This window comes from Massilimicrobiota sp. An80, from assembly GCF_002159255.1.
GTDB lineage: Bacteria > Bacillota_I > Bacilli_A > Erysipelotrichales > Coprobacillaceae > Allocoprobacillus > Allocoprobacillus merdigallinarum.
The window spans coordinates 18,009-40,770 of sequence record NZ_NFHI01000023.1 but is presented as its reverse complement, the minus strand read 5'-3'; the positions used below and the strand labels follow the sequence as shown (position 1 = coordinate 40,770).

Here is a 22,762-nt window from a genome sequence, read left to right as displayed (position 1 = left end):
TCATCAAACCTCCAATAAAAAGTGAGGTTTATAGTATAACAGGATTATTTGATAATGTCCCAACATGTTGGGACATTATCAATCTTGATACATTGAGACATTATCATATTTGAATCAGAATTCAAAAATTTGTGTAAATCATTTTCTTGAAATATTATTATAAAAAGATTATAATAATAACTGATGAAGGGGTGTGAAAAGATGTATTTATTTTCTTGCCAAAATGGACAATTGTATTGATGATATTTGCAGGAAAATAGAACTCTTTTAATCACAAATGATGTATATAACGACAGGAACTATTTTCTTGTCGTTTTTATTTTGGAAAGGAGTGATACTTTATGTCTTTAATACAAGTTCAACATTTAACATTTGGGTATGATGGAAGTTATGAATTGATTTTTGACGATGTTTCATTTGTATTAGATACACATTTTAAAACAGCTTTGATTGGTAGAAATGCAAGAGGTAAGACGACACTTTTAAAACTGATGATGCATGAATATGAATATCAAGGACAAATCATGATACATGAAAAATGCTGTTATTTTCCTTATGAAGTAAAAAATCCTCAATTATTGACATTAGATGTCTGTTACGAAATTGAACCATCACTTGAAAACTGGCGGTTAGAAAAAGAACTTCGTTTATTAGGAATGGATGCAATGGATGTGTTTTATCGTCCTTTTGAAACACTTTCTCATGGCGAACAGACAAAAGTTTTATTAGCTATTCTTTTTTTGAAGGAACACTCTTTTTTATTGATTGATGAACCAACGAATCATCTTGATCAAGATTCTCGTTTGAAAATTGGAGAATATTTAAAACGTCAAAAAGGTTTTTTGCTTGTCAGTCATGATCGCTATTTTATTGATAGCTGTTGTGATCATGTGATGGCTATAAATCCTCAAAGTATTGATGTGGTCAATGGTAATTTTTCTAGCTGGTATGAAGATAAAACCAAAAAAGATGAAAGAGAAATGATGTTAAATAAGAAACTGAAAAAAGATATTGTGAAAATGGAAAGTTCTAAGCGTCAAAAACAAAATTGGGGTTATCAGATTGAAAAATCTAAAAAAGGAGCCGCAGATAAAGGATATGTTGGGCATATGGCTGCGAAAATGATGAAGCGTTCTCGTGCTATTGAAAAGCGACAACAACAGGCTATTGAAAAGAAAAAGACTCTGTTAAAGGATATTGAAGAATATGATGATTTAAAAATTCATTGTTTAAAATACTTTCAAAATCAAATCCTTCAATTCCAGCATTTTTCATTATCTTATGATCATCATCAGATATTTGAAGATCTTTCATTGACTATCCATCAACATGATCGTATTTTATTAAAAGGACCTAATGGTTGTGGTAAATCAAGCTTAATACGTTTTATTCTAGGTGAAAAGATTGAATATGATGGACAATATATATGTGGAAGTCAGTTAAAGATTTCCTATGTTCCACAGGATTGTACTTTTTTAAGTGGTCAACTGGATGATTGGATAGAACAGTGTCATAGCAATTTAACATTAGTTAAAACTTTATTAAGGAAATTAGGATTTTCACGTTCTCATTTTGATATCGCATTAGAAAATTTGAGCCAGGGTCAAAAGAAAAAAATCATGTTAGCTATTTCACTGGCAACCTCGGCCCATTTATATATATGGGATGAACCTTTAAATTATATTGATATTTTCTCACGTATCCAACTTGAAAATGCAATTTTAACTTATCAGCCTACTTTGTTGTTTGTTGAACATGATCAATATTTTCAACAGACCATTGCTACGAAAATAATGGATTTTCAAGAACTGGTTTGACAAATAATGTGTATCCATATACAATAAAAGACAAAGGAGAACACAGATGAAAAATTTAGTTGTTACAGATAGAGATATTTCAACTGACTTTTTTCAAAATTCAGTTATTGTGAATTTAAATAATATTCATTATTCAACATGTACAGGAGGATTATCTTGTTTAAAATGTGAGGGTTCCTGCTATTTTAAAGATGATATGAGTATTATTTCTAAATGGACAAATGATTGTCAGTTGATTATATATATTACAAGGGTGAAATATGGATGCTTTGATATTCCTTTTAAAAAGATGCTGGAAAGACTGGTCGTTAATCATGAACCTTATTATACAATGGTGGATGGGGAAACCTGTCATTTGGGGTTAAGTCAGTTGCGTAAAAAATTATTGGTGATTGGATATGGTCAGGCAACAGATGCAGAAAAGAAGCTGTTTAAAGACATTTTAGATGATTCGACATTGGGTTTTTCTTATTCATCTGTTGATGCTTATTTTTGTGAAGAAGATGAGCTAGATGAAGTTCTGCATACGTTTGGAGGTGTTGATCTTGGCTAAAATATTATTATTGAATTCGGGATTGAAACATACTCAAACATTTATGAAACCTTTTTTATCAAGATTAGAAGTTTATCTTGATGATCGTTGTGATTGTTTAGATGTTCGCCATGTATCGACCTTTGATGAACGTACTTTTTTTCAATATGATCAGGTTATTTTTCTTTTCTTCATTGCGCTTGATTCTATACCATCTTCAACATTAGAAATTTTTGAACGTCTAGAGTCACAGCCAAAAGGACCGACTGAAATTTATGCATTGATTGCTTGTGATGAATATGAACCTGAAAAATGTGATATTTCAGAGAAAATTTTACAAAATTGGTGTCAAAGAGAGCAATTACATTATAAGGGCAGCTTAAAAATTGGATCAGCACTTTTTATTATGAAGACGATGTCGCGTTTTGTTGTGTCTAATGAAATGAAACGCCTTTCTGATGCTATTATTCATCATCAGGATTTTTATAGCAAGACATCAATGTTAACAGATCGTATTTTTATGAAAAAAGCGAATCAATATTGGAATAAAGAAGTTAAGAAAATGAATAAGTTAAAACGAAAAAGACAAAAGCGTTAATGTGCTTTTGTCTTTTTTATGAATGAGATTCTAAAATTTGCTTAATATAGTCTAAGGGTAAACGTAAGCGATGAGCAAGTTCTTCATAAGAAAATCCTTGACTCACTAATCTTTTGATAATTTTACGCATACTCTCTCCCACCTCGATAATATGACCATCCGGATCATAGAAACGGACAACTCTTTGTCCCCATGTGCTTTCTTTTGGGGGATGTAGTAAAGTCACATGATATTGGTCTAAAACTAACATAAAAGCATCAATATCTTCTGTTTCAAAGGATAATTCCACTGCATGATTAACCATCATAATATCTTGATCAGTTTTGTGAATGAGATCTTTCCAGATTTCTTTTGATTGAAGCACGATACCAGATGACAATGTGACTGAACCATGAAAATCTAATAAAACTTTTAATCCTAGAACTTGTTTGTAGAATTTTTTAGATTGTTCTAGGTTATTGACAATTAAAACAGTATTTTTGAGTTTCATAATATCCTTCCTTTTCACTATGTTTCATTCTACCATAAAAACATGAACTTTTTTTATCTTTTTGTAATTTGTTCTAAATAAAAAATGAAATTCATATATTGATGTGTGAGAAGGAGGAAGTCTATGCAGACAATAGATATATTAAAAGATATTGGAAAAAGATGTGATGGTGACATCTATTTAGGGGTTGTTGGACCAGTCAGGGTGGGGAAATCATCATTTATTAAGCGTTTTATGGAAAAAGCTGTTATACCATATATTGATAATCCAGACGCTAAAATACGTGCTACTGATGAATTACCCCAATCTGGTGAAGGAAAAATGATTATGACAGTTGAACCTAAATTTGTTCCTAATCAGGCTGCTCACATTCAAATAGAAGATAATTTAGGAGTCAATATTCGTCTTGTTGATTGTGTGGGTTATGTCATAGATGGAGCGAAAGGTTATCAGGATGAGCAAGGAATTCGTTATGTCAAAACACCATGGTATTTAGAAGCTATTCCTTTTGATGAAGCTGCGAAAATAGGGACACAAAAGGTGATACAGGATCATTCAACGATTGGGATTGTCATGACTTGTGATGGCTCTATTTGTGAAATACCTGGAGCAGATTATGTACAGGCAACAGATGATGTGATTCGTGAACTTAAAGAAATTGGGAAACCATTTGTGATTGTTGTCAATTCAAAAGATCCTCAAAGTCTACAGTGTAATCAGCTTGTTGAAGATTTGAAAGAGAAACATGATGTTCCTGTTATGGCATTAAGGGTAACTGAAATGAATGAGGAAGATATAACGCATTTATTAAAAGAAGCATTATATGAATTTCCAATTCATGAAGTTAAAATTGAAGTTCCTCGCTGGATAGCTTTAATGGATTCATCTCATTGGTTAAAACAGACATTGGATGAGTCATTAGAAAAATCATTATTAGAGATTCATCGTTTTAGAGATGTAGAAAAAATAGCAACGCATATGAGTGAATTTGATTTTATTCGCAAAGCTTATCTTTCATCTATTGATACATCTTCTTCATCAGCAACTTTACGTATTCAAGAAAGAAATGGTCTATATCAGGAAATATTAAATGAAATTTTGGGACAGGAAAAATTCGATGCTGCATTATTTTTAAAACAGGTACAGGATTTGAAACAGATGAGTCAGGAGTATCAGGCTTATCAAAATGCCATTAGAATGGTTAAACAGACAGGATATGGATATGCTTTACCTTTAATGGATGATATAGAATTAAGTGAACCTGAAGTGATTAAACAGGGACCACGTTATGGAATGAAACTTGTTTCAACAGCATCAACTATTCATATGATTAAGGTTGATATAGAGTCTACATTTGAACCTATTATTGGATCGAAAGAACAGGCAGAAGCATTTATTCAATATTTACAAAGTCATGGTGAAAATAATAAAGAAGCTATCTTTGATTGTGACGTTTTTGGACGTAAATTGGGCGATTTGATTAATGAAGGTATGCGTATGAAATTAGCCTCTATGAATGAAACCGCTTGTATTAGAGTGCATGATATTTTAAGTAAAATTGTGAATAAAGGGAAGTCAAATGTGATTGCAATAGTTTTATAAATTTGTTATTGCGCTTAGGTTTTTGAAATGTTATACTACTACTTAGATTTAAGTAGGAGGCAGTATAAAAAATGAATAAAAAAGAGCTTATTGATATCGTTTCACTAAAAAAAGATTTAACAAAAAAGGATGCTGAAGCGTTAGTAGATACAGTTTTTGATACAATGATTGAAAGTATTTTGAATGGGGATAAAGTGCTTATTTCTGGATTTGGAACTTTTAAAGTGAATAATCGAAAAGAACGTAAAGGTGTAAGTCCTAAAACAAAAGAAGCAATGATTATCCCAGCTAGTAAAACTGTTTCATTTAAGCCAAGCAATAGATTAAAAGATGCAATGAATTAATTGCATCTTTTTTGACATACTGAGTTAACATAATGGGTATATTATAATTATTGAGGTGATGAAAAAATGTTTTTTCCGTTTTATGGAGTTTACTATAATAGCTATTATATGATTGGAACAATCTTTGTTATTTTGGCTGCTATATTGGCCTTATGGGCACAAATGAAAGTCACATCTACATATAGTCGTTATAAAAAGATAGCTAATATGCGTGGTATAAGTGGAGCACAGGTGGCAAGAGAAATATTGGATAGTGAAGGATTATATGATATTCAGATTTATGAAGTGAAAGGTCAATTAAGTGATCATTATAATCCTGGTCGCAAGACAATTAATCTTTCCAGTGATATTTATCATGGAACTTCTATAGCTTCTTTAGCTGTAGCAGCACATGAATGTGGACATGCCATTCAGTATAAAGAAAAATATATTCCTATTTCATTAAGAAATGCTATTTTACCAATTGCGAATGTTGGACAGTATTTAGGATGGATTGCCATCTTTATTGGGTTGATTCTTGGTCAAACAGACATTGCCTGGATTGGTTTTATTGCAATGTGTGGAATCTTGGCTTTCCAACTGGTGACTCTCCCAGTAGAGTTCAATGCATCTTCTCGAGCACTTTCTATTTTAAAAACACGTTATTTAACGACTTTGGAATATGATGGTGCTAAGAAAATGCTATCAGCTGCAGCCATGACTTATGTTGCGGCTTTGATTTCAACATTAATGAGTATGTTAAGAATATTTTTGATTATTTTAGGTAATTCAAGAGATGAGTAAAGACCAGTGATGGTCTTTTCATTTTTGTTTTGCATTTTAGACTTTTTGTTATATAATAGAAACACTGGAGGTGGACAGATTGAAAAAACATACATTTATTATTTCAGTTGTTGTGTTAGTTATTATTTTAGCAGTTGTTTCTTTTTATATGTTATTTGTTCATGTTCCATATTATCAATATCATCATCAACTTGATGAAATTAGAAATGAAATTTGTGAAACAAATCAATATGAATATGATGATTATTTTAGTGAATATCGTGGTAAAGAAACTTATTATATTGTCAAAGTGAAAATAAATGGTGTTGAATCTTATGTGGCATATAATAAGGATTTAAAACTGGTAGATACTTATCAAGGTGAAGTGGCTGATGAAGCAGTTGTCCAAAAAGCTATTCAAGATAAATATCAGGTCAATATAGAAAGTATGGAAATTGGTTATGAAAATGAAAGATTTGTATATTATGGACGTTACCAGGATGAGCAATCTTTGTTATATGTATATTATGATTTGGCAACTGGAGAATTTATAAAAGCAGTAAGGCTAGGAGAATAATATGGATGAATTATTAGATTATCGTTGTGTTGATTTTCAGAAGTTATTGATTTTAAAGTCTAAACAACTGCATATTTCTGATCAGGAGTGTTATGTACTATTGTTGATTATGACTTTAGATGATATAGGAGTTAAACCTATTACACCATCACAAATTTCACGTATTTGTTCTTTATCACTTCGAAAGATTGATGATATTTTGATGTCATTGGTTGATAAACATTGGATTTCAAGACAACATGGTTCATTAAATCTCAAGCCTTTACAAAAAATGTTGTTAAATCAACCAACTCAAACAGAAAGCCAGGATATTGATTTGGTTAGCATTTTTGAAGATGCCTTTGGACGTAGTTTAAGTCAAAGAGAAGTACAGTTAATTAATTCTTTAAAGTGTCAGGGCTTTGATGATGAAATGATTGTTGATGCTTTAAATGAGTCAGTGAAATCAGGTGTTATTACTTTTCGTTATATTGAAAAAGTATTGGATAATTGGGCACGTTATGGCGTTACAAAGCGCTATGCTCCTGCAAAGCCACAACCAAGTCATAATGAGGTTGAACAAAGTATAAAGGATTATAAATGGTGGGAAGAAAATGAATAAGGAAAGAGTCAAACATATTTTAGATGTTTTTGATGAGATGTATCCAGATGCTAAATGTGAATTGGTTCATCATAATGAATTAGAATTGTTAATTGCAGTCATGTTATCTGCTCAAACAACAGATGCGAGTGTGAATAAATTAACAGAACAGTTATTTCAAAAATATCAAAGTGTTGAAGATTATGCGAAAGCCCCTTTATCGCAATTAGAAAATGATTTACGTACTATTGGTCTTTATCGAAATAAAGCGAAAAATGTCAAAGCAATGGCGCAAAAACTCATTGATGATTTTGATGGTCAGGTTCCTTGTGATCATGAAGCCTTACAGACATTGCCAGGAGTAGGGCGTAAAACAGCGAATGTCGTCATATCAGAAGGATTTAAAGTGCCTGCTATTGCAGTGGATACACATGTAGAACGTATTTCAAAAAGGCTAGGTTTTGCTTTTAAGAAAGATTCAGTTTTGGTGGTTGAACAAAAGCTACAAAAAGCTATACCTCAAGAAAGATGGATTAAAACGCATCATCAAATGATTTTCTTTGGTAGATATCATTGTAAATCTATAAATCCTGATTGTCAGCATTGTTCACTCATTGATATATGTAAAGAGCCTAAAAGAAAAAAATATTTAAATATAGAAAAAGACTGAAAACTCATTGTTGAGAATTCAGTCTTATTTTTTTATTGTGTTGGAGTTTGTGTCGGTGTTGTAGGCTGAGTTGGGTCAGGTTGTTGTGTTTGACTTGTGGTCATGAATGAATCAGTACCAAGAGTCACAGTTTGACCATCAGCTTGTGTATGTGTAAATGTGACAGAATAAGTTGTTCCAGCGGATAATTGACTAAATGTGATTGTACCACTTTGTTGAAGTGTTTGATTTGTTCCATTTAACGAAGCAGTAATGGAAGTTCCAGCAGGGACAGTGACCTGATATGTAACTGAACTTTCTGTTAATGCAGTTTGTGTATAGCTTGCAGGCGTTGTGTCTTCTACTGTGATTGTTTGTGAAATTTTATTAGAAGTTCCATTGCCACTTTCAAAAGCATAGTATCCTGTTACAGTATATGTACCAGGTGATAATGTGTAATTTATTGTTCCAGTAGCACTATTTAAAGTTTCACTATGAACAACATTACCAGAGGCATCTGCAATATCAACTTTATAAACAACTTTTCCATATAATTGATTAATATTACCTAGATATGGAAGTGTGTAACTATTTCCACCAGCTGTATATGTTTTTGTAGGTGTTGCATCTTCTGTCATGCTCTTTGGATCATATTCAGTGAATGTGACATTGAGCTTATCATCAGTAACTTTTGCTGTAAAAGATGACAGATTATTTAAACTAGAACCATTTGCACTACCACTAGGTGTATTGTTCTTTTTGAATAAACCAGAAACAACACGATTATCAGGTACACCTTCACCTGGAGTCACATATGGATAAATACCTGATACACAGCTTGCTTCTACTAATCCAGATGGTTGAGAAGGATATGAATTTTTCATACCATCTTCATGTAAGAATTTGGCAATCATCGTTGCGATATTATTGGAATCGCGATTGCTTTTTGTATAATAACCTTTTTTTTGATCTTTAGCGTTATAACCTGTCCAGACACTCCATGTATAATCTGGAGAAAAAGCTGATAACCAGGCATCTTTATTTTGACCACGAATTTTTTCATTAACACTTGTATCATCAGCATGGTTAGAAGTTCCTGATTTAGCACCAATCTGATATCCTAAATTTAACATACTATACATTCCTGTTCCAGATTTGACATAGTCAGTCATGATATCACGAATCATATAAGCTGATTCTTCAGAAAGGGCTTGTGTTTTTTCTTCTTGATATTTTTGATCAATTTCAATAACTTCACCAGTTGTTAATAATTCGATTTTTTGAACTGTATGAGGTTCAATATAAGTTCCACCATTCGCAATGACAGCATAGGCACCAGCTTCAGATTCAGGAGTGACACCTTGTCGCCATGCTCCAATTGCATAACCAATGTCAACTGATTCGCCTTCCATATCAAATCCCAAGCTTTCAAGATATTGAGTTGCACCATCAATACCAATACCATCACCAACATCATTACCATTACAATCTTTTCCAGTAATGACTTCACTAAATGTTTGTAAAGCAGCAGCATTCCATGAATTGCTTAAGGCACTTGAAATAGAAATATCACCATTATATTTTCTTCCGTTCCAGTTACTAGGAACAAAACCATTTGCATATTCATAAGGAACATCATGGACATAATGGGCTGTTGAATAATCTAAGAATTCAAATGCAGCAGCATATGAAATTAAAGGTTTTAATGAAGAACCAGGTTGGTTCTTTTGACCATAGCTTGCACCTGTTTGAGATGCATATGCATATGTTGTCCCTAAAGGTGTATAATCACGTCCACTTAAAACACCGACAATGCGTCCTGTTGTGGATTCCTGAATAACAGCACCCACTTGAATTCTTGAATCCTGAAAATCATATGTTTCACCACTTGCGATATCATCTAATTGTTTTTGAACATCAGTATCAATATATGTATAGATACGCATAGGTGTTTCATACGGATCATAACCAATTGTTTCCTGAACTTCACGAATGACTTTATCAGCATATGCCTGATATTGTCCGCTTGTTGAAATTGGATTTGATTTCAATGTGTTTTCAACTGGAATAGCTTTTGTAGCTTCACATTCTTCTTCAGATATATAACCATGCTGTAACATTAAATCCAAGATTGTATCACGACGTTGTTGTGCTAAATCTAGATTTCTAAAAGGGTCATATCTGTTTGGAGAGTTTAAAGTACCCGCTAACAAAGCCGCTTCTGGTAATGTTAAGTTTTGTACTGATTTATCAAAATAATATCTTGAAGCTGCATAAATTCCAACTGTTTGAGGACCATATCCAAAATATATTTTATTTAAATAGAGTTCAAGAACTTCTTCTTTTGAAATTTGAGAAGTTGCTTCGATTGAAAGAATAATTTCACCAATTTTTCTTTCAATGGTTTGTTCCTCATCAGGATAGTATGACTTTTTAATTAACTGTTGAGTAATTGTTGAACCACCAGCTGTAATACCACCTGCAGCAATATTACCTGCTAAGGCTTTGACAATACGAGGAACATCAAACCCGTTATGTTCAAAAAAACGTGAATCTTCAGCAGCTACAACAGCATCAATCATTACTTGAGGAATGTCATTGTAACTGACATTTTTTTGAACACCACCACGAGCAACGGAAAACCACTCTTCACCGTCTGTTGTACATAAAACAGAAGATTCATCAGAAGTGAGTTTTTCCTTTGAAAAGCCTTCTACCTGTTTGAAAATCCCAAATCCCAAATACATACCAGCAGAAGTAATCATAACCGCAACAATTAAACAAACAACTTTAATAATTCGTCTTTTTTGTTTTTTGTTTTCTGTTTTGGTAGATTTTTTTCGGTTTATTTTTTTCATCATTCATCCTCCTTAAAATACCAATCGTCAACAACTTTTAAATAATCTAATCTTGGTTGATAGCCTTGGGGTATCAGATGTCCAAGATTTTTGATTTTTTCATATGTTATTGATTTTCGCTGGGAATGATAATAATCATTAATGATATGACTTGCGTCAATTAAGTATACCTCATTTAATGAGGTAAATGCAATAATAACAAAAGCAATCCCTCCATGATTGATGATTTTTTGTAGATGATCAATCTGATGTTTTGAAATATTTGCAAAAGGAAAGGTCTTGACTTTTGTTTCTTTAGCTTCAAAATCCACATATTTCCCACGATAAAGTCCATTATAGTCTGTGGTTGAAGGTGTTTTATAATAAGCTTCTACAATTTTAGCGGCTTCACGTCTGGGATAGTTAACTTTGACAATTTGAATAGGCGTTGGCTTTTTATAAATAACCGCAATATCATGTGAAAGATAATATTGATTCGATAATGTAATATCTTCTTCCAATGACATTCCACGATGAGCTGTATAATGTTTTTTATCGTGCGTTGGTAATGTTGAAGATTGCCAGCTGCGTTTCATATTAGGGTAATTAACCATAATTATATCCTTTCATTGATTTACCATGTTATTATAACATATATTTTTCCCATCTTGTCTAATTTGTGTGTAAAATCATCTTTTTTTAAAAATATCTTGCATTTATAATTGTTTTTTGTGAAAATATGGAGGAGGAAAGGTGATGGATATGGCAAATAAAATACAGTTAAGTCCAAAAAAAATTTTAAACAAACATTTTCAAATAGATTTTAAGGGTTATAGTGCAACCGAAGTAGATTATTTTTTAGATACAGTTGTTGAAGATTATGAAACATTTGCGCAAATGTTAAATGAATCTTATGAACAGATTGAAAATCTACAAAAAGAAAACGAAGCTTTAAAAATGAAAATGGCAAATATGGAAAGAGAACATTTGATTCAACAGGATAATTTACGTTCTATGGAAGAAAATCTTTCATCTAATGTAGATTTGTTAAAAAGAATCTCTAATTTAGAAAAAGAAGTCTATAAAAATAAATAATGATTGCTTTTTTTTGCGATTTTGAGTAAAATATGCATGCTCATGAGAACCGATTGCTAGAAATAGAGGAAAGTCCGGGCATCCACAATCTGCGATGATTGTAGTGTTTGTACTGCATCTAATAAATGCAGGTAGCATCTTGCTAACGACAGACCTAAGACCTAAACCGTCAGGCATGGTTGATAAGTCATAAAGTGCCACAGAAACAATGTCTTTTGAAAAAAAGAGTGAAAAGCGGTAAACTCTGCAAGGATGAAACCCAAATTTTGGTAGGGGAGCTTCATAGAGGGAATTGAACTGATATGAAGATGTGTTATACACATAGATAAATAATCGGTTGAAAAACAGAACTCGGCTTATCAGAATGAGCAATTTTGTCGATAGAAATGTCGACTTTTTTTTCTACCTAAAATAAAAATATTTATTTTTTTGACAGGAAATTATATAGATATAGGATAAAATTCATAACTTGTTCATAAATTCATAAAATAATAGTGTTGGTATTGTAAAAATAACTATTTTATGGTTTAATATGATTATTATTGAAGGGACATTTTCTGGAAATAAGGAGGTATTTTTTTGGATAATTTAGGTCAAAATATTCGTCAAAAAAGAGAAAAGAAACAAATGACGATAGAAGATTTATCAGCAAAAACAAAAATTTCAGTCGCTGTTTTAAGAGATATAGAAAATGGGAAATTTGATCGCTATAAAGGTGATGAAGCTTATGTAAAGATGTACCTCAAAAAAATCTCACAAGCTTTAGAGATGGATGGAGAACAGTTAACAGAGCAATATATAGAATTAACTCGTGAAATTGAGTTGGAAGAATTAAAGGAAAAAGAAATACAGGAAGATCATAATGAAGAAATTGTGAATAAAGGGAAAAAATTCTCTTTTAAAGCACCTCAATTAACTAGAAAACCTTCTGTATATGAAGATAAATCGCATGTAACGATTATTCGTGCAGCTATTATTTTGATTTTAGTGTGTCTGGTGATTGTCGTTATTTGGTTTGGATTTTATGCAACACGTACTCAAAGTGATGATCCAGTAAAACCTGATAATCAATTGACAGTAGAAGGAAATGTGGAAACAACACCTCCAGATAATCAGCCGTCAAATTCTGGAAATAATGGTAATCAATCACAAACAACACAAGGAACTGTAGAATTTACTAGAAATGATTTTTTAGATTATAATTTCAAATTGCCTGCAGATGCCCAAACATTTACATTGAAAGTTGAATATAATGCACCTTGTTGGGCACAAATGAGAGTCAATGATGAGATATATGATCAGTTTGTATCAAAAATTTATCATGAAAATGAAGATGGTGAAACTGAAACAGTAGAATTGACATTTAATGTAAGTGATTTTGAAAGTTTAGATTTACGTAATGGTAATAATAGAGGACATCGTTATTATATTAATAATCAGGAAATTCCATTAACTGATGAAGATATCAATACTAATCAAGATAGACCAGTCGATTTCATTTTAACATTAGAGAAGGAATAATATGAATTTACCTAATAAATTAACAACAATTCGTTTATTAAGTGTCCCGTTATTTATTATTGTTTATTTGATACCATATCAATCATTAGGTATTGAGATACCTGTTTTTGATGTTTTATCAACATCATTATCTTTATTGGATATTATTTTATTTTTGATTTTTGCTTTATCAGCATTGACGGATTATTTAGATGGTTATATTGCACGAAAACAGCATTTGATTACGACTTTTGGAAAGTTTATTGATCCAATTGCTGATAAATTGATTGTCAATACGACTTTATTATTGTTAGCTTCAACACATGATATTCATATCATTATTCCTATCATTATGATTTCAAGAGATATTATTGTTGATGCTATTCGTTTGGTTGCCAGCCAAAAGAATGTTGTTTTAGCGGCAAGTTATCTAGGAAAAGCAAAAACAATGACACAAATGATTGCTATTTGTTTGCTGTTATTGAATAATATTGTTTTTGCTGGTTTGCATATTCCAATGGATCAGATCATGATTTGGCTTGCAACATTGATTTCTTTTGTGAGTGGAGTAGACTATTTTATGAAAAATAGACAATATATCATGGAGAGTATGTAAAATGGAAGAATTAGCTCAATTATTAATACAAAGGAATATTTCGATAAGCAGTGTAGAGAGTTTTACAGTAGGTGGTTTTGCCAAAACAATTGGTAGTATTAGTGGCATTTCGGCTGTTTATCGAGGAACATTAGTGAGCTATCAGACACGTATTAAAAGAGATGTTTTGCATATTGATGAAAAAATTATTGATCAGTTTGGCGTTGTTTCTAAAGAAGTCGCAGGACTGATGGCCATTCAAGGACAAAAAATGTTTGATAGTGATGTATGCATTTCTTTTACTGGAAATGCAGGTCCATCAGCAATGGAAGGAAAACCAGTTGGTTTGATTTATATTGGTATTGCCTATGGTGAAAATATATATACTTTTTGTTATCGTCTTTCTGGCAGCCGTGATGATATTCAAAAACAGGCTATTTTGATAGGAATTGAAAAAATTTTAGAAATTTTGAAGTAATTTCATAAAAAAGTGTTGTATATAAATAGTAGGAGGAATATTTTATGGCAGAAAAGAAAGTGAAAAAAACAGAATCAGTTGATGATAAAAAAGAAAAAGCATTAACAGATGCCATTCATTTAATTGAAAAGCAGTTTGGTAAAGGGTCAATTATGAAATTAGGCGATCGTGTGGCAGTTGATATTGATGTGATTCCTACCGGTTCATTAACACTGGATGCTGCACTTGGTATTGGTGGTTATCCCAAAGGACGTATTATTGAAATTTATGGTCCTGAATCAAGTGGGAAAACAACATTAACACTTCATGCGATAGCAGAAGTTCAAAAACAGGGAGGAAGAGCTGCTTTTATTGATGCAGAGCATGCTATTGATCCTATTTATGCGAGAAATTTAGGAGTGAATGTTGATGAACTGATTTTATCACAGCCTGATAGTGGAGAACAGGGGTTAGCTATTGCGGAAACTTTAGTAAAGAGTAATGCGATTGACTTGGTTGTTGTTGACTCAGTAGCGGCTTTGGTTCCACAAGTTGAACTTGATGGTGAAATGGGTGATAATTCAGTTGGTTTACAGGCGCGTATGATGTCTAAGGCTATGCGTCGTTTGTCTGGACTTATGAATAAAACATCATGTACAATTATTTTTATTAATCAGTTAAGAGAAAAAATTGGTGTTATGTATGGTAATCCTGAAACAACAACAGGAGGACGTGCCTTGAAGTTTTATGCTTCTGTGCGTATTGAAATCAGACGTAGTGAAGCTATCAAAAATGGTAGTGAGATTGTTGGAAATAAAGTCAATATTAAAGTTGTCAAAAACAAGGTTTCACCTCCATTTAAAACAACATCTGTGGATATCATTTATGGTAAAGGTATCGCAAGAGATGGTGAAATTATTGATTTGGCAGTTGCTCATGATATTATTGATAAATCAGGCGCATGGTATGCTTATCAAGGTGAAAAAATTGGTCAGGGTAGAGAAAATGTTAAAATTTTCTTAGCTGAACATCCTGATATCATGAATGAAATTGAAGAAAAAGTCAAAGCACAGATTTTTGCTCATGAAGAAGCTTAACCAATATAGTTTTCTATATTGGTTTTTATTATGGTCAAAAAGCAATCTTTTGATATTTTATTGTCAATTTCACAAAAATACGGTATAATATTTTATGTGTGTAATGCACAACAAGAAATTTGTCATAGGAAATAGGAGGAAGATTATGCAAGAATTTGGTGCCCCTCTTACTATTGTTACCTATGTTCTTTGTGTCGCTTTAGGATTTGGTTTATATTTTATTTTAACAAAATTAGGAGTATCTAAAGCTCATGATGATGCTTCTAGAATTGTGGATGAAGCCAATTCTAAGGCTGATAATATAGTTAAGGAAGCGATTCTTGATGCGAAAACACAGGCTTATGAATATAAGCTTGAGGCTGAAAAAGAAATCAAGGAACAACGCTTAGAAGTTACTAAATTTGAAAATAAACTATTGCAAAGAGAACAAAATATTGATCGTAGAGATATTGCTTTACAAGGTAGAGAAGATGTTTTGGAAGAAAAAGCAGTGCAATTAGAAAAGAAAAGTGAAGAACTAGGGAAATTAGAGGCTCAATTGAAAGATCAGATTGATGCAAAAATTACGGAATTAGAAAAAATTGCAGCAATGAGCGCTAATGAAGCAAAAGAAGAGTTATTTAAACAAGTTGAACAAAAAATGTCAAAAGAAGTGACAGCTTATATCAAAGAGCAGGAAGATGAGGCAAAATCTAAAGCTTCGCTTTATGCAAAAGATATTATTGCAGCAGCTATTAATCGTTATTCACAGGAAGAAACGATTGAACGAACTGTTAATGTTGTCGCTTTACCAAGCGAAGAAATGAAAGGTCGTATTATTGGACGTGAAGGAAGAAATATTAAAGCAATTGAAAATGCAACAGGAGTAGAATTGATTATTGATGATACACCTGAAGCTATTACTATTTCTTGCTTTGATCCAATTCGTAGAGAAATTGCACGTCTTTCATTAGAAACGTTGATTAGAGATGGAAGAATTCAACCTGGTCGTATTGAAGAAGTGGTTCAAAAGACAAAAAATGAACTTCATGAAGTTATTCAAAAAACTGGGGAAGATGCTATTTTTGAATTAGGTTTATCACGTGTTCACAAAGAAATTATCATGTTGATTGGAAAATTGAAATATCGTACAAGTTATGGTCAAAATGCTTTACAGCACTCATTAGAAGTTGCGCATTTTGCTGGAATGATGGCAGCTGAACTTGGTCTCAACCAACAGCTTGCTAGACGTGCGGGATTATTACATGATATTGGAAAAGCTGTTGACCATGAAATGGAAGGTAGCCATGTTGAGTTAGGTGTGAAGTTTGCAAAGAAATATGGTGAAAATGCAACTGTTATTAATGCCATTGAATCACATCATGGAGATGTGGAACCAACAAGCGTTATTTCTATCTTAGTAGCCGCTGCTGATACTTTATCGGCTGCTAGACCTGGAAGCCGTAGCGAAACAATTGAAAATTATATTCAAAGACTTGAAAAACTAGAAGAAATTTCTAAAGGTTTTGATGGTGTTGATAAAGTATTTGCTATTCAGGCTGGTCGAGAAATTCGTGTTATCGTCAAACCGGATCAAGTTGATGATTTAACAAGCCATCAGCTTGCAAGAGATATTAGAGATAAAATTGAAAACGAACTCACTTATCCTGGACATATCAAAGTGACAGTGATTCGTGAAGTTCGTGCCAATGAAATTGCCAAATAAAAGATAGGATATCCTATCTTTTTTTAGAAAGTAGGAGAGATAATGAACATTCTTTTTATTGGAGATGTTTTTTCAGCAATTGGGAGAGAAATGATTGATCAATATTTACCATTGTTGAAGAAGAAATATCAGATTGATTTTGTCATTGCCAATGTAGAAAATGCAACGCACGGCAAAGGATTAATAAAAAAACATTATGATGAGTTTTTATTTCAAGGTATATCATTTATGACCATGGGTAATCATACATTTGCTAAAAAGGAACTGTTTCAATATATAGACGAAGCAGATCGTTTAATCGTGCCTTATAATCAGCCTAAAGCTTTGCCGGGTGTTGGAAGTCGTGAGATTATGTTTCAAAATCGTAAGATTCGTGTGACGAATCTATTAGGTATTACTTTTATGGATGGAAAGTCACAAAATCCATTTGAAGCTATTGATGAAATTTTGAAAGAAGATCAAAGTGATATTCATATTATTGATTTTCATGCTGAAGCTACAAGTGAAAAGGTGGCTTTAGGTTATTATCTTGATGGAAAAGTTGCGGCAGTGCTAGGGACACATACACATGTGACTACAGCTGATGAAAAGATTTTGCCTCATGGAACAGCATTTCAATGTGATGTAGGAATGACAGGTCCTTATCATAGTGCTATTGGATGTGATGTTGAAGGAATTATTAAACGCATGAAAATGGGTATTATGACACCTTTCCAGGTAGCTGAAGGAATGGGGCAATTCAGAGCAACTTTACTATCATTTAATCAAAATAATGAGTGTACGCATATTCAAAGAATTTGTATTGATCCAGATCATCCTTTATAGTATATTTTTCCTCTTTGCTCATATATTAAAAGCAAGGAGGAATTTTTATGGAAATGATGAGAGTATCGTCTTCTTCACAACCAAGCAAGGTTGCTGGAGCATTAACGAGTTTATTAAGAGAACACCAAAAGGTTCAAATTCAAGTGATTGGAGCAGCTGCTTTAAATCAGGCTATGAAGGCTATTGCTATTTCACGTGGCTACATTGCACCAAGTGGATATGAATTGTATTGTATCCCATCATTTTATGATTTGACAATTGATAATCAGGTCATTACATCATTAAGATTAAATGTAGAAATGAGATGAAAAGGCTTTATTTTTTTTAGCAAAGTGTTATAATAGAAATGTGATAATAAGGAGGAAATATTATGGCAAAATGTAAATTATTAATGTCTACTGCTCAAGTTCAAAAATTAATTGATTTCTTTGATGGGTATGAAGATGATAAAGTTAAATGTAAATTTATAAAGAAAACAGGAATTAAAGCTGAAATTGAATGTGAAACAGAATTAAGCCCTGATGAAGCTGCTTCATATTGCAAAGGTTTATTTAAGAAAACACCAGAAGGTGGAATCTTATATTTCTCAATTCAGCCAGATGGATTCTTTGGTTAATGAAAAATAAGGACAACGTCCTTATTTTTTTCTTTCTTATTTTGATTTATTTGGTATAATAAAGCAGAAAGTGGTGAGAAAATGAAAGATTATAGTCAATATTTTAAAGGTCCATCTTTAAAAGATGCTAAACATAGAGGAAAAGATGAAATACATCATATTAAAGATGCTTATGAAATACCAGCAGATATGGTTGGTATTGGAAAAGGACAGAAATACTTTATTCAGACATATGGTTGCCAAGCTAATGAACGTGATAGTGAAACACTAGCAGGTATTTTAGAAAGTTTAGGATACAGTGCAACTGATGAAATTAAAGATGCACAGGTTGTTTTACTGAATACTTGTGCAATAAGAGAAAATGCTGAAGAAAAGGTTTTTGGAAAAATTGGATATCTTAAAAAAGTCAAAAGAACAAATCCTAATATTATCTTTGGAATTTGTGGATGTATGGCTCAAGAAGAAGTTGTTGTTAATAAGATTTTAGAAAAACATCCACAAGTAGATTTGATTTTTGGAACACATAATATCCATCGTTTGCCTGTTTTATTAAAACAAGCTATGTTAGATAAAGAAATGGTTTTGGAAGTCTGGTCTAAAGAAGGGGATGTCATTGAAAATCTACCAAGTCATCGTGCGCATCCTTATAAAGCTTGGGTTAATATTATGTATGGATGTAATAAGTTTTGTACATATTGTATTGTGCCTTACACACGTGGTAAAGAAAGATCACGTCTAAAAGAAGAAATTCTTCAAGAAGTTTTAGAATTAAAAGAGCAGGGATATCAGGAGATTACATTATTAGGCCAAAATGTGAATTCTTATGGTAAGGATTTTCAAGATAATTATAACTTTGCTTCATTGTTAGAAGATGTAGCTAAAACTGGCATTCCACGTATACGTTTTACAACTAGTCATCCATGGGATTTCAGTGATGAAATGATTGATGTTATTGCTCAATATGATAACATTATGCCAGCGATTCACTTACCTGTTCAATCAGGAAATAGTGAAGTTTTAAAACGTATGGGAAGAAGATATACAAGAGAGGATTATTTAAAATTATTTGATAAGATTAAATCAAAGATTCCTGATTGTACTATCACAACTGATGTTATTGTAGGATTCCCAGGAGAAACAGATGAACAGTTTGAAGATACATTATCTTTATATGAATATTGTGAATATGATTTAGCATATACATTTATTTATTCACCTCGTGCGGGAACACCAGCGGCGAAGATGGAGGATGATATTGACATTCATACAAAAGAACAACGTCTATATCGTCTCAATGATTTGGTGAATGAAAAAGCACTTAAACAAAATCAAAAATTTCTAAATCAGGTTGTAGAAGTTCTCGTAGAAGGAACATCTAAAAAAGATAATGAAATGTTAACAGGATATACAAAACATCAAAAACTTATTAATTTTAAAGGAAATCCTGAACATATTGGTCAAATAGTTCCTGTTAGAGTCACAGAAGTCAAAACATGGGCATTGAAAGGTGAAGAAGTTGAATAAACAAGTTCAAGAAAAGGCTGAAGCTTTGAATCAATGGATTTTAAATCAGGATATTGTCAAAGAATATCAAAGATATGAAAAGAAGATACAAAATGATGAAGTGTTGAAAGCTTTGGAGAAGGAGTTAAAACAAATGCAGCAGGCTATTGTAAAAGCTAAACATTTGAATAACGACTGTGAAAGTTTAATTCAAGCTTATCAAAAAAAGAAAAAATCGTTTGATGAAAATCCATTAGTATATAATTATTTAGTGTTAAAAGAAGAAGTGAATGCATTATTAAATCAGATTCAAAATGATATTAATCTGGAATTGAAGAAAAAGAGTTGACGAAATCATGAAAAATCTATATAATTTCTTCAATAAATGACAATATAAGAAAAAAGGAGAGAGATTATGGCATATTTTTTTGAAGAACCATCACATACTTTTAATGAATATTTATTGGTACCAGGATACTCAAGTGCTCAGTGTCAACCAAAAAATGTCAGTTTAAAAACACCATTAGTTAAATTTAAAAAAGGTGAAGAACCTGCATTATCGTTAAACATCCCACTTGTATCAGCAATCATGCAATCTGTATCTAATGATACAATGGCTATTGCTTTAGCAAGAGAAGGTGGAGTTTCATTTATATATGGATCACAAACTGTTGAAGCACAGGCTGAAATGGTTAGAAAAGTGAAAAATTATAAAGCTGGATTTGTTCCAAGTGATTCAAATATTGCTCCTGATCAGACTTTAAAGGATGTTATTGCGTTAAAAGAAAAAACTGGACATTCAACTATGGCTGTGACTGAAGATGGAACACAAAATGGAAAATTAGTTGGAATTGTAACAGGAAGAGATTATCGTATTTCACGTATGTCTTTAGATACAAAAGTATCTGAGTTTATGACACCATTTGATAAATTGATTACTGCTAAAAGTGGTGTTTCATTGAAAGAAGCTAATGATATTATCTGGGATAATAAGTTGAATGCTTTACCAATTATTGATGATAATCAGAAATTAGAATATTTTGTATTTAGAAAAGATTATGAATCAAGAAAATCTAATCCTAATGAATTATTAGATGCATCTAAGAGATATGTTGTTGGTGCAGGTATCAATACAAGAGATTATGCAACACGTGTTCCTGCGTTAGTAGAAGCTGGAGCAGATGTATTATGTATTGATTCTAGTGAAGGATTCAGTGAATGGCAAAAATTAACAATTGAATGGATCAGAGAACATTATGGTGATAGTGTAAAAGTTGGTGCTGGAAATGTTGTTGATGCTGAAGGATTTAGATTTTTAGCTGAATGTGGTGCTGATTTCGTTAAAGTTGGAATCGGTGGAGGTTCTATTTGTATTACACGTGAACAAAAAGGAATTGGTAGAGGACAAGCAACTGCAACTATTGAAGTTGCTAAAGCTAGAGATGAATATTTTAAAGAAACTGGAATTTATGTTCCTATCTGTAGTGATGGTGGAATTGTTCATGACTATCATATGACATTAGCTTTAGCAATGGGATCAGATTTTATCATGTTAGGAAGATATTTCTCTCGTTTTGATGAATCACCTACAAATAAAGTCAATATCAATGGACAGTATATGAAAGAATACTGGGGTGAAGGAAGCGCTCGTGCACGTAACTGGCAACGTTATGATTTAGGTGGAGATGCTAAACTTTCATTTGAAGAAGGTGTTGATTCTTATGTACCATATGCAGGTCCATTAAAAGATAATGTTGGTTTAACACTTGCCAAAATTAAATCAACTATGTGTAACTGTGGTGCTTTAACAATTCCTGAATTACAGGAAAAAGCCAAAATCACTCTCGTTTCTTCAACAAGTATTGTTGAAGGTGGAGCACATGATGTTGTGTTGAAAGATTCAACACCATCACATAATCAATAAGATACTTCATTTGAAGTATCTTTTTTTATCATGTTTATGATTATTGATTAAGGGAATTCACGAACTCACTGGTTAATATTTGATGAATATATTAAAAAATTGTGGTAATTAAGGAGATTTATCATATAGTATATAGAGGTGGGTTTATGAGTCATAATATTAGAGAGATCTATACAAAAGCGATTGTGGCTAAAGGCAAAAAATTATCTAGGAATACTTACAATTTTACTTTGAGTCATTTACCTGATGATATACTGGGGTGCTGGATTACTAATCATCACTATGAAGCCGCTATTAAAAATAAGATTCCTAAAATTGTTGGTACTTTTGATATTCACATCTGGTACAGTTATCGTGATGAAATGGATTCAATTGTAGAAAAACATCAGGTCACTTATATTGACGACATGCAGGTTACTAAAAAGGAAGATCGTGAATTTGAAAATAGTGATCAGGTCAAAGGGAGATGTTTAGAAAAGCCAAAATGTTTATCGGCTACGCATGCATCAAAAGAAGTGACAATTGAAATTGAAAAAGAAATGCAAATTGAAATTAGTGGAGAAACATGTATTAAAGTAGAAGTGAAAGATGAAGAAGAAATTTGGGATGATTTAGAAGATATTGAAATCAATCCGCATTTTATTAAGGGCTAGTATA

Annotated in this window: 25 protein-coding genes and 1 other RNA gene; 23 read left to right on the top strand and 3 right to left on the bottom strand. The window is 32.1% G+C overall.

Annotated features, from left to right (window positions below; all coding sequences use genetic code 11):
• Window positions 1–341 precede the first annotated feature (341 nt).
• The 3 genes from abc-f to B5G32_RS07790 are packed head-to-tail and all read left to right on the top strand — an operon-like array spanning window position 342 to window position 2,947.
• Window positions 342–1,817, top strand: coding sequence for a ribosomal protection-like ABC-F family protein (abc-f, locus tag B5G32_RS07800; protein ID WP_087936335.1), 1,476 nt, complete (start codon window positions 342–344; stop codon window positions 1,815–1,817).
• A 46-nt stretch (window positions 1,818–1,863) separates the two neighbouring features.
• Window positions 1,864–2,370, top strand: coding sequence for a hypothetical protein (locus B5G32_RS07795; RefSeq protein WP_087244184.1), 507 nt, complete (start codon window positions 1,864–1,866; stop codon window positions 2,368–2,370).
• Complete coding sequence (locus B5G32_RS07790) at window positions 2,363–2,947, top strand: hypothetical protein (protein WP_087936334.1); 585 nt, start codon at window positions 2,363–2,365, stop codon at window positions 2,945–2,947. Before B5G32_RS07795 ends, B5G32_RS07790 begins: the two co-directional genes overlap by 8 nt.
• Window positions 2,948–2,963: 16 nt before the next feature.
• Here B5G32_RS07790 and B5G32_RS07785 read toward each other — a convergent pair whose 3' ends face one another.
• The gene (locus B5G32_RS07785) at window positions 2,964–3,437 is read right to left on the bottom strand and encodes a VOC family protein (protein WP_087936333.1); all 474 of its coding nucleotides are present in this window, start codon (window positions 3,435–3,437) and stop codon (window positions 2,964–2,966) included.
• A gap of 123 nt (window positions 3,438–3,560) precedes the next feature.
• Here B5G32_RS07785 and spoIVA point away from each other — a divergent pair, with 123 nt between their 5' ends.
• The 6 genes from spoIVA (at window position 3,561) to nth (ending at window position 7,972) form a co-directional block, all read left to right on the top strand.
• On the top strand, window positions 3,561–5,039 hold the full coding sequence (gene spoIVA, locus B5G32_RS07780) for a stage IV sporulation protein A (protein ID WP_087936332.1): 1,479 nt from the start codon (window positions 3,561–3,563) through the stop codon (window positions 5,037–5,039).
• 71 nt (window positions 5,040–5,110) lie between these two features.
• Window positions 5,111–5,383 carry an HU family DNA-binding protein gene (locus B5G32_RS07775; RefSeq protein ID WP_087244188.1) on the top strand — a complete coding sequence of 91 codons (273 nt, stop codon included), beginning with the start codon at window positions 5,111–5,113 and terminating at the stop codon, window positions 5,381–5,383.
• A gap of 66 nt (window positions 5,384–5,449) precedes the next feature.
• The gene (locus tag B5G32_RS07770) at window positions 5,450–6,166 is read left to right on the top strand and encodes a zinc metallopeptidase (RefSeq protein WP_087304870.1); all 717 of its coding nucleotides are present in this window, start codon (window positions 5,450–5,452) and stop codon (window positions 6,164–6,166) included.
• Between the two features lie 79 nt (window positions 6,167–6,245).
• Entirely contained in the window at window positions 6,246–6,722 is a 477-nt protein-coding gene (locus B5G32_RS07765; protein WP_087244190.1) for a hypothetical protein, read from the top strand.
• Between the two features lies 1 nt (window position 6,723).
• On the top strand, window positions 6,724–7,323 hold the full coding sequence (locus B5G32_RS07760) for a DnaD domain protein (RefSeq protein WP_087244191.1): 600 nt from the start codon (window positions 6,724–6,726) through the stop codon (window positions 7,321–7,323).
• Window positions 7,316–7,972, top strand: a complete 657-nt coding sequence (nth, locus tag B5G32_RS07755; protein ID WP_087936331.1) for an endonuclease III — start codon at window positions 7,316–7,318, stop codon at window positions 7,970–7,972. The genes B5G32_RS07760 and nth overlap by 8 nt, the downstream gene beginning before the upstream one ends.
• A gap of 32 nt (window positions 7,973–8,004) precedes the next feature.
• Here the strand turns inward: nth and B5G32_RS07750 are convergent, their stop codons facing one another.
• Both B5G32_RS07750 and recU read right to left on the bottom strand, forming a co-directional pair.
• A complete protein-coding gene (locus B5G32_RS07750; protein ID WP_239386224.1) occupies window positions 8,005–10,809 on the bottom strand; it encodes a transglycosylase domain-containing protein in 2,805 nt (934 codons plus the stop codon).
• Complete coding sequence (recU, locus tag B5G32_RS07745) at window positions 10,809–11,402, bottom strand: Holliday junction resolvase RecU (protein ID WP_087244194.1); 594 nt, start codon at window positions 11,400–11,402, stop codon at window positions 10,809–10,811. Before recU ends, B5G32_RS07750 begins: the two co-directional genes overlap by 1 nt.
• 148 nt (window positions 11,403–11,550) lie before the next feature.
• Here recU and B5G32_RS07740 point away from each other — a divergent pair, with 148 nt between their 5' ends.
• From B5G32_RS07740 to cotE, 14 genes are all read left to right on the top strand, one after another.
• Complete coding sequence (locus B5G32_RS07740) at window positions 11,551–11,883, top strand: DivIVA domain-containing protein (protein ID WP_087936336.1); 333 nt, start codon at window positions 11,551–11,553, stop codon at window positions 11,881–11,883.
• A gap of 40 nt (window positions 11,884–11,923) precedes the next feature.
• Window positions 11,924–12,245: RNase P RNA component class B (rnpB, locus tag B5G32_RS07735), an RNA gene on the top strand.
• 217 nt (window positions 12,246–12,462) lie between these two features.
• On the top strand, window positions 12,463–13,404 hold the full coding sequence (locus tag B5G32_RS07730; protein WP_087936329.1) for a helix-turn-helix domain-containing protein: 942 nt from the start codon (window positions 12,463–12,465) through the stop codon (window positions 13,402–13,404).
• Window position 13,405: 1 nt separating this feature from the next.
• Window positions 13,406–13,999, top strand: coding sequence for a CDP-diacylglycerol--glycerol-3-phosphate 3-phosphatidyltransferase (pgsA, locus tag B5G32_RS07725; RefSeq protein ID WP_087244196.1), 594 nt, complete (start codon window positions 13,406–13,408; stop codon window positions 13,997–13,999).
• Window position 14,000: 1 nt separating this feature from the next.
• Complete coding sequence (locus B5G32_RS07720) at window positions 14,001–14,456, top strand: CinA family protein (RefSeq protein WP_087244197.1); 456 nt, start codon at window positions 14,001–14,003, stop codon at window positions 14,454–14,456.
• Between the two features lie 44 nt (window positions 14,457–14,500).
• A complete protein-coding gene (gene recA / locus B5G32_RS07715) occupies window positions 14,501–15,532 on the top strand; it encodes a recombinase RecA (protein WP_087244198.1) in 1,032 nt (343 codons plus the stop codon).
• Between the two features lie 145 nt (window positions 15,533–15,677).
• A complete protein-coding gene (gene rny / locus B5G32_RS07710) occupies window positions 15,678–17,237 on the top strand; it encodes a ribonuclease Y (protein ID WP_087304866.1) in 1,560 nt (519 codons plus the stop codon).
• A gap of 42 nt (window positions 17,238–17,279) precedes the next feature.
• Window positions 17,280–18,062, top strand: coding sequence for a TIGR00282 family metallophosphoesterase (locus tag B5G32_RS07705; RefSeq protein ID WP_087244200.1), 783 nt, complete (start codon window positions 17,280–17,282; stop codon window positions 18,060–18,062).
• Window positions 18,063–18,109: 47 nt separating this feature from the next.
• Entirely contained in the window at window positions 18,110–18,370 is a 261-nt protein-coding gene (locus B5G32_RS07700; RefSeq protein ID WP_087297571.1) for a stage V sporulation protein S, read from the top strand.
• A gap of 62 nt (window positions 18,371–18,432) precedes the next feature.
• Window positions 18,433–18,678 (top strand): hypothetical protein, encoded by a 246-nt coding sequence (locus tag B5G32_RS07695; protein WP_087244202.1) that lies wholly within the window; start codon window positions 18,433–18,435, stop codon window positions 18,676–18,678.
• Window positions 18,679–18,759: 81 nt separating this feature from the next.
• A complete protein-coding gene (gene miaB / locus B5G32_RS07690; RefSeq protein ID WP_087244203.1) occupies window positions 18,760–20,202 on the top strand; it encodes a tRNA (N6-isopentenyl adenosine(37)-C2)-methylthiotransferase MiaB in 1,443 nt (480 codons plus the stop codon).
• Window positions 20,186–20,530 (top strand): YlbF/YmcA family competence regulator, encoded by a 345-nt coding sequence (locus B5G32_RS07685; protein WP_087244204.1) that lies wholly within the window; start codon window positions 20,186–20,188, stop codon window positions 20,528–20,530. The genes miaB and B5G32_RS07685 overlap by 17 nt, the downstream gene beginning before the upstream one ends.
• 66 nt (window positions 20,531–20,596) lie before the next feature.
• Window positions 20,597–22,105, top strand: coding sequence for an IMP dehydrogenase (locus B5G32_RS07680; protein ID WP_087244205.1), 1,509 nt, complete (start codon window positions 20,597–20,599; stop codon window positions 22,103–22,105).
• A 146-nt stretch (window positions 22,106–22,251) separates the two neighbouring features.
• The gene (gene cotE, locus B5G32_RS07675; RefSeq protein WP_087305469.1) at window positions 22,252–22,758 is read left to right on the top strand and encodes an outer spore coat protein CotE; all 507 of its coding nucleotides are present in this window, start codon (window positions 22,252–22,254) and stop codon (window positions 22,756–22,758) included.
• Window positions 22,759–22,762 lie beyond the last annotated feature (4 nt).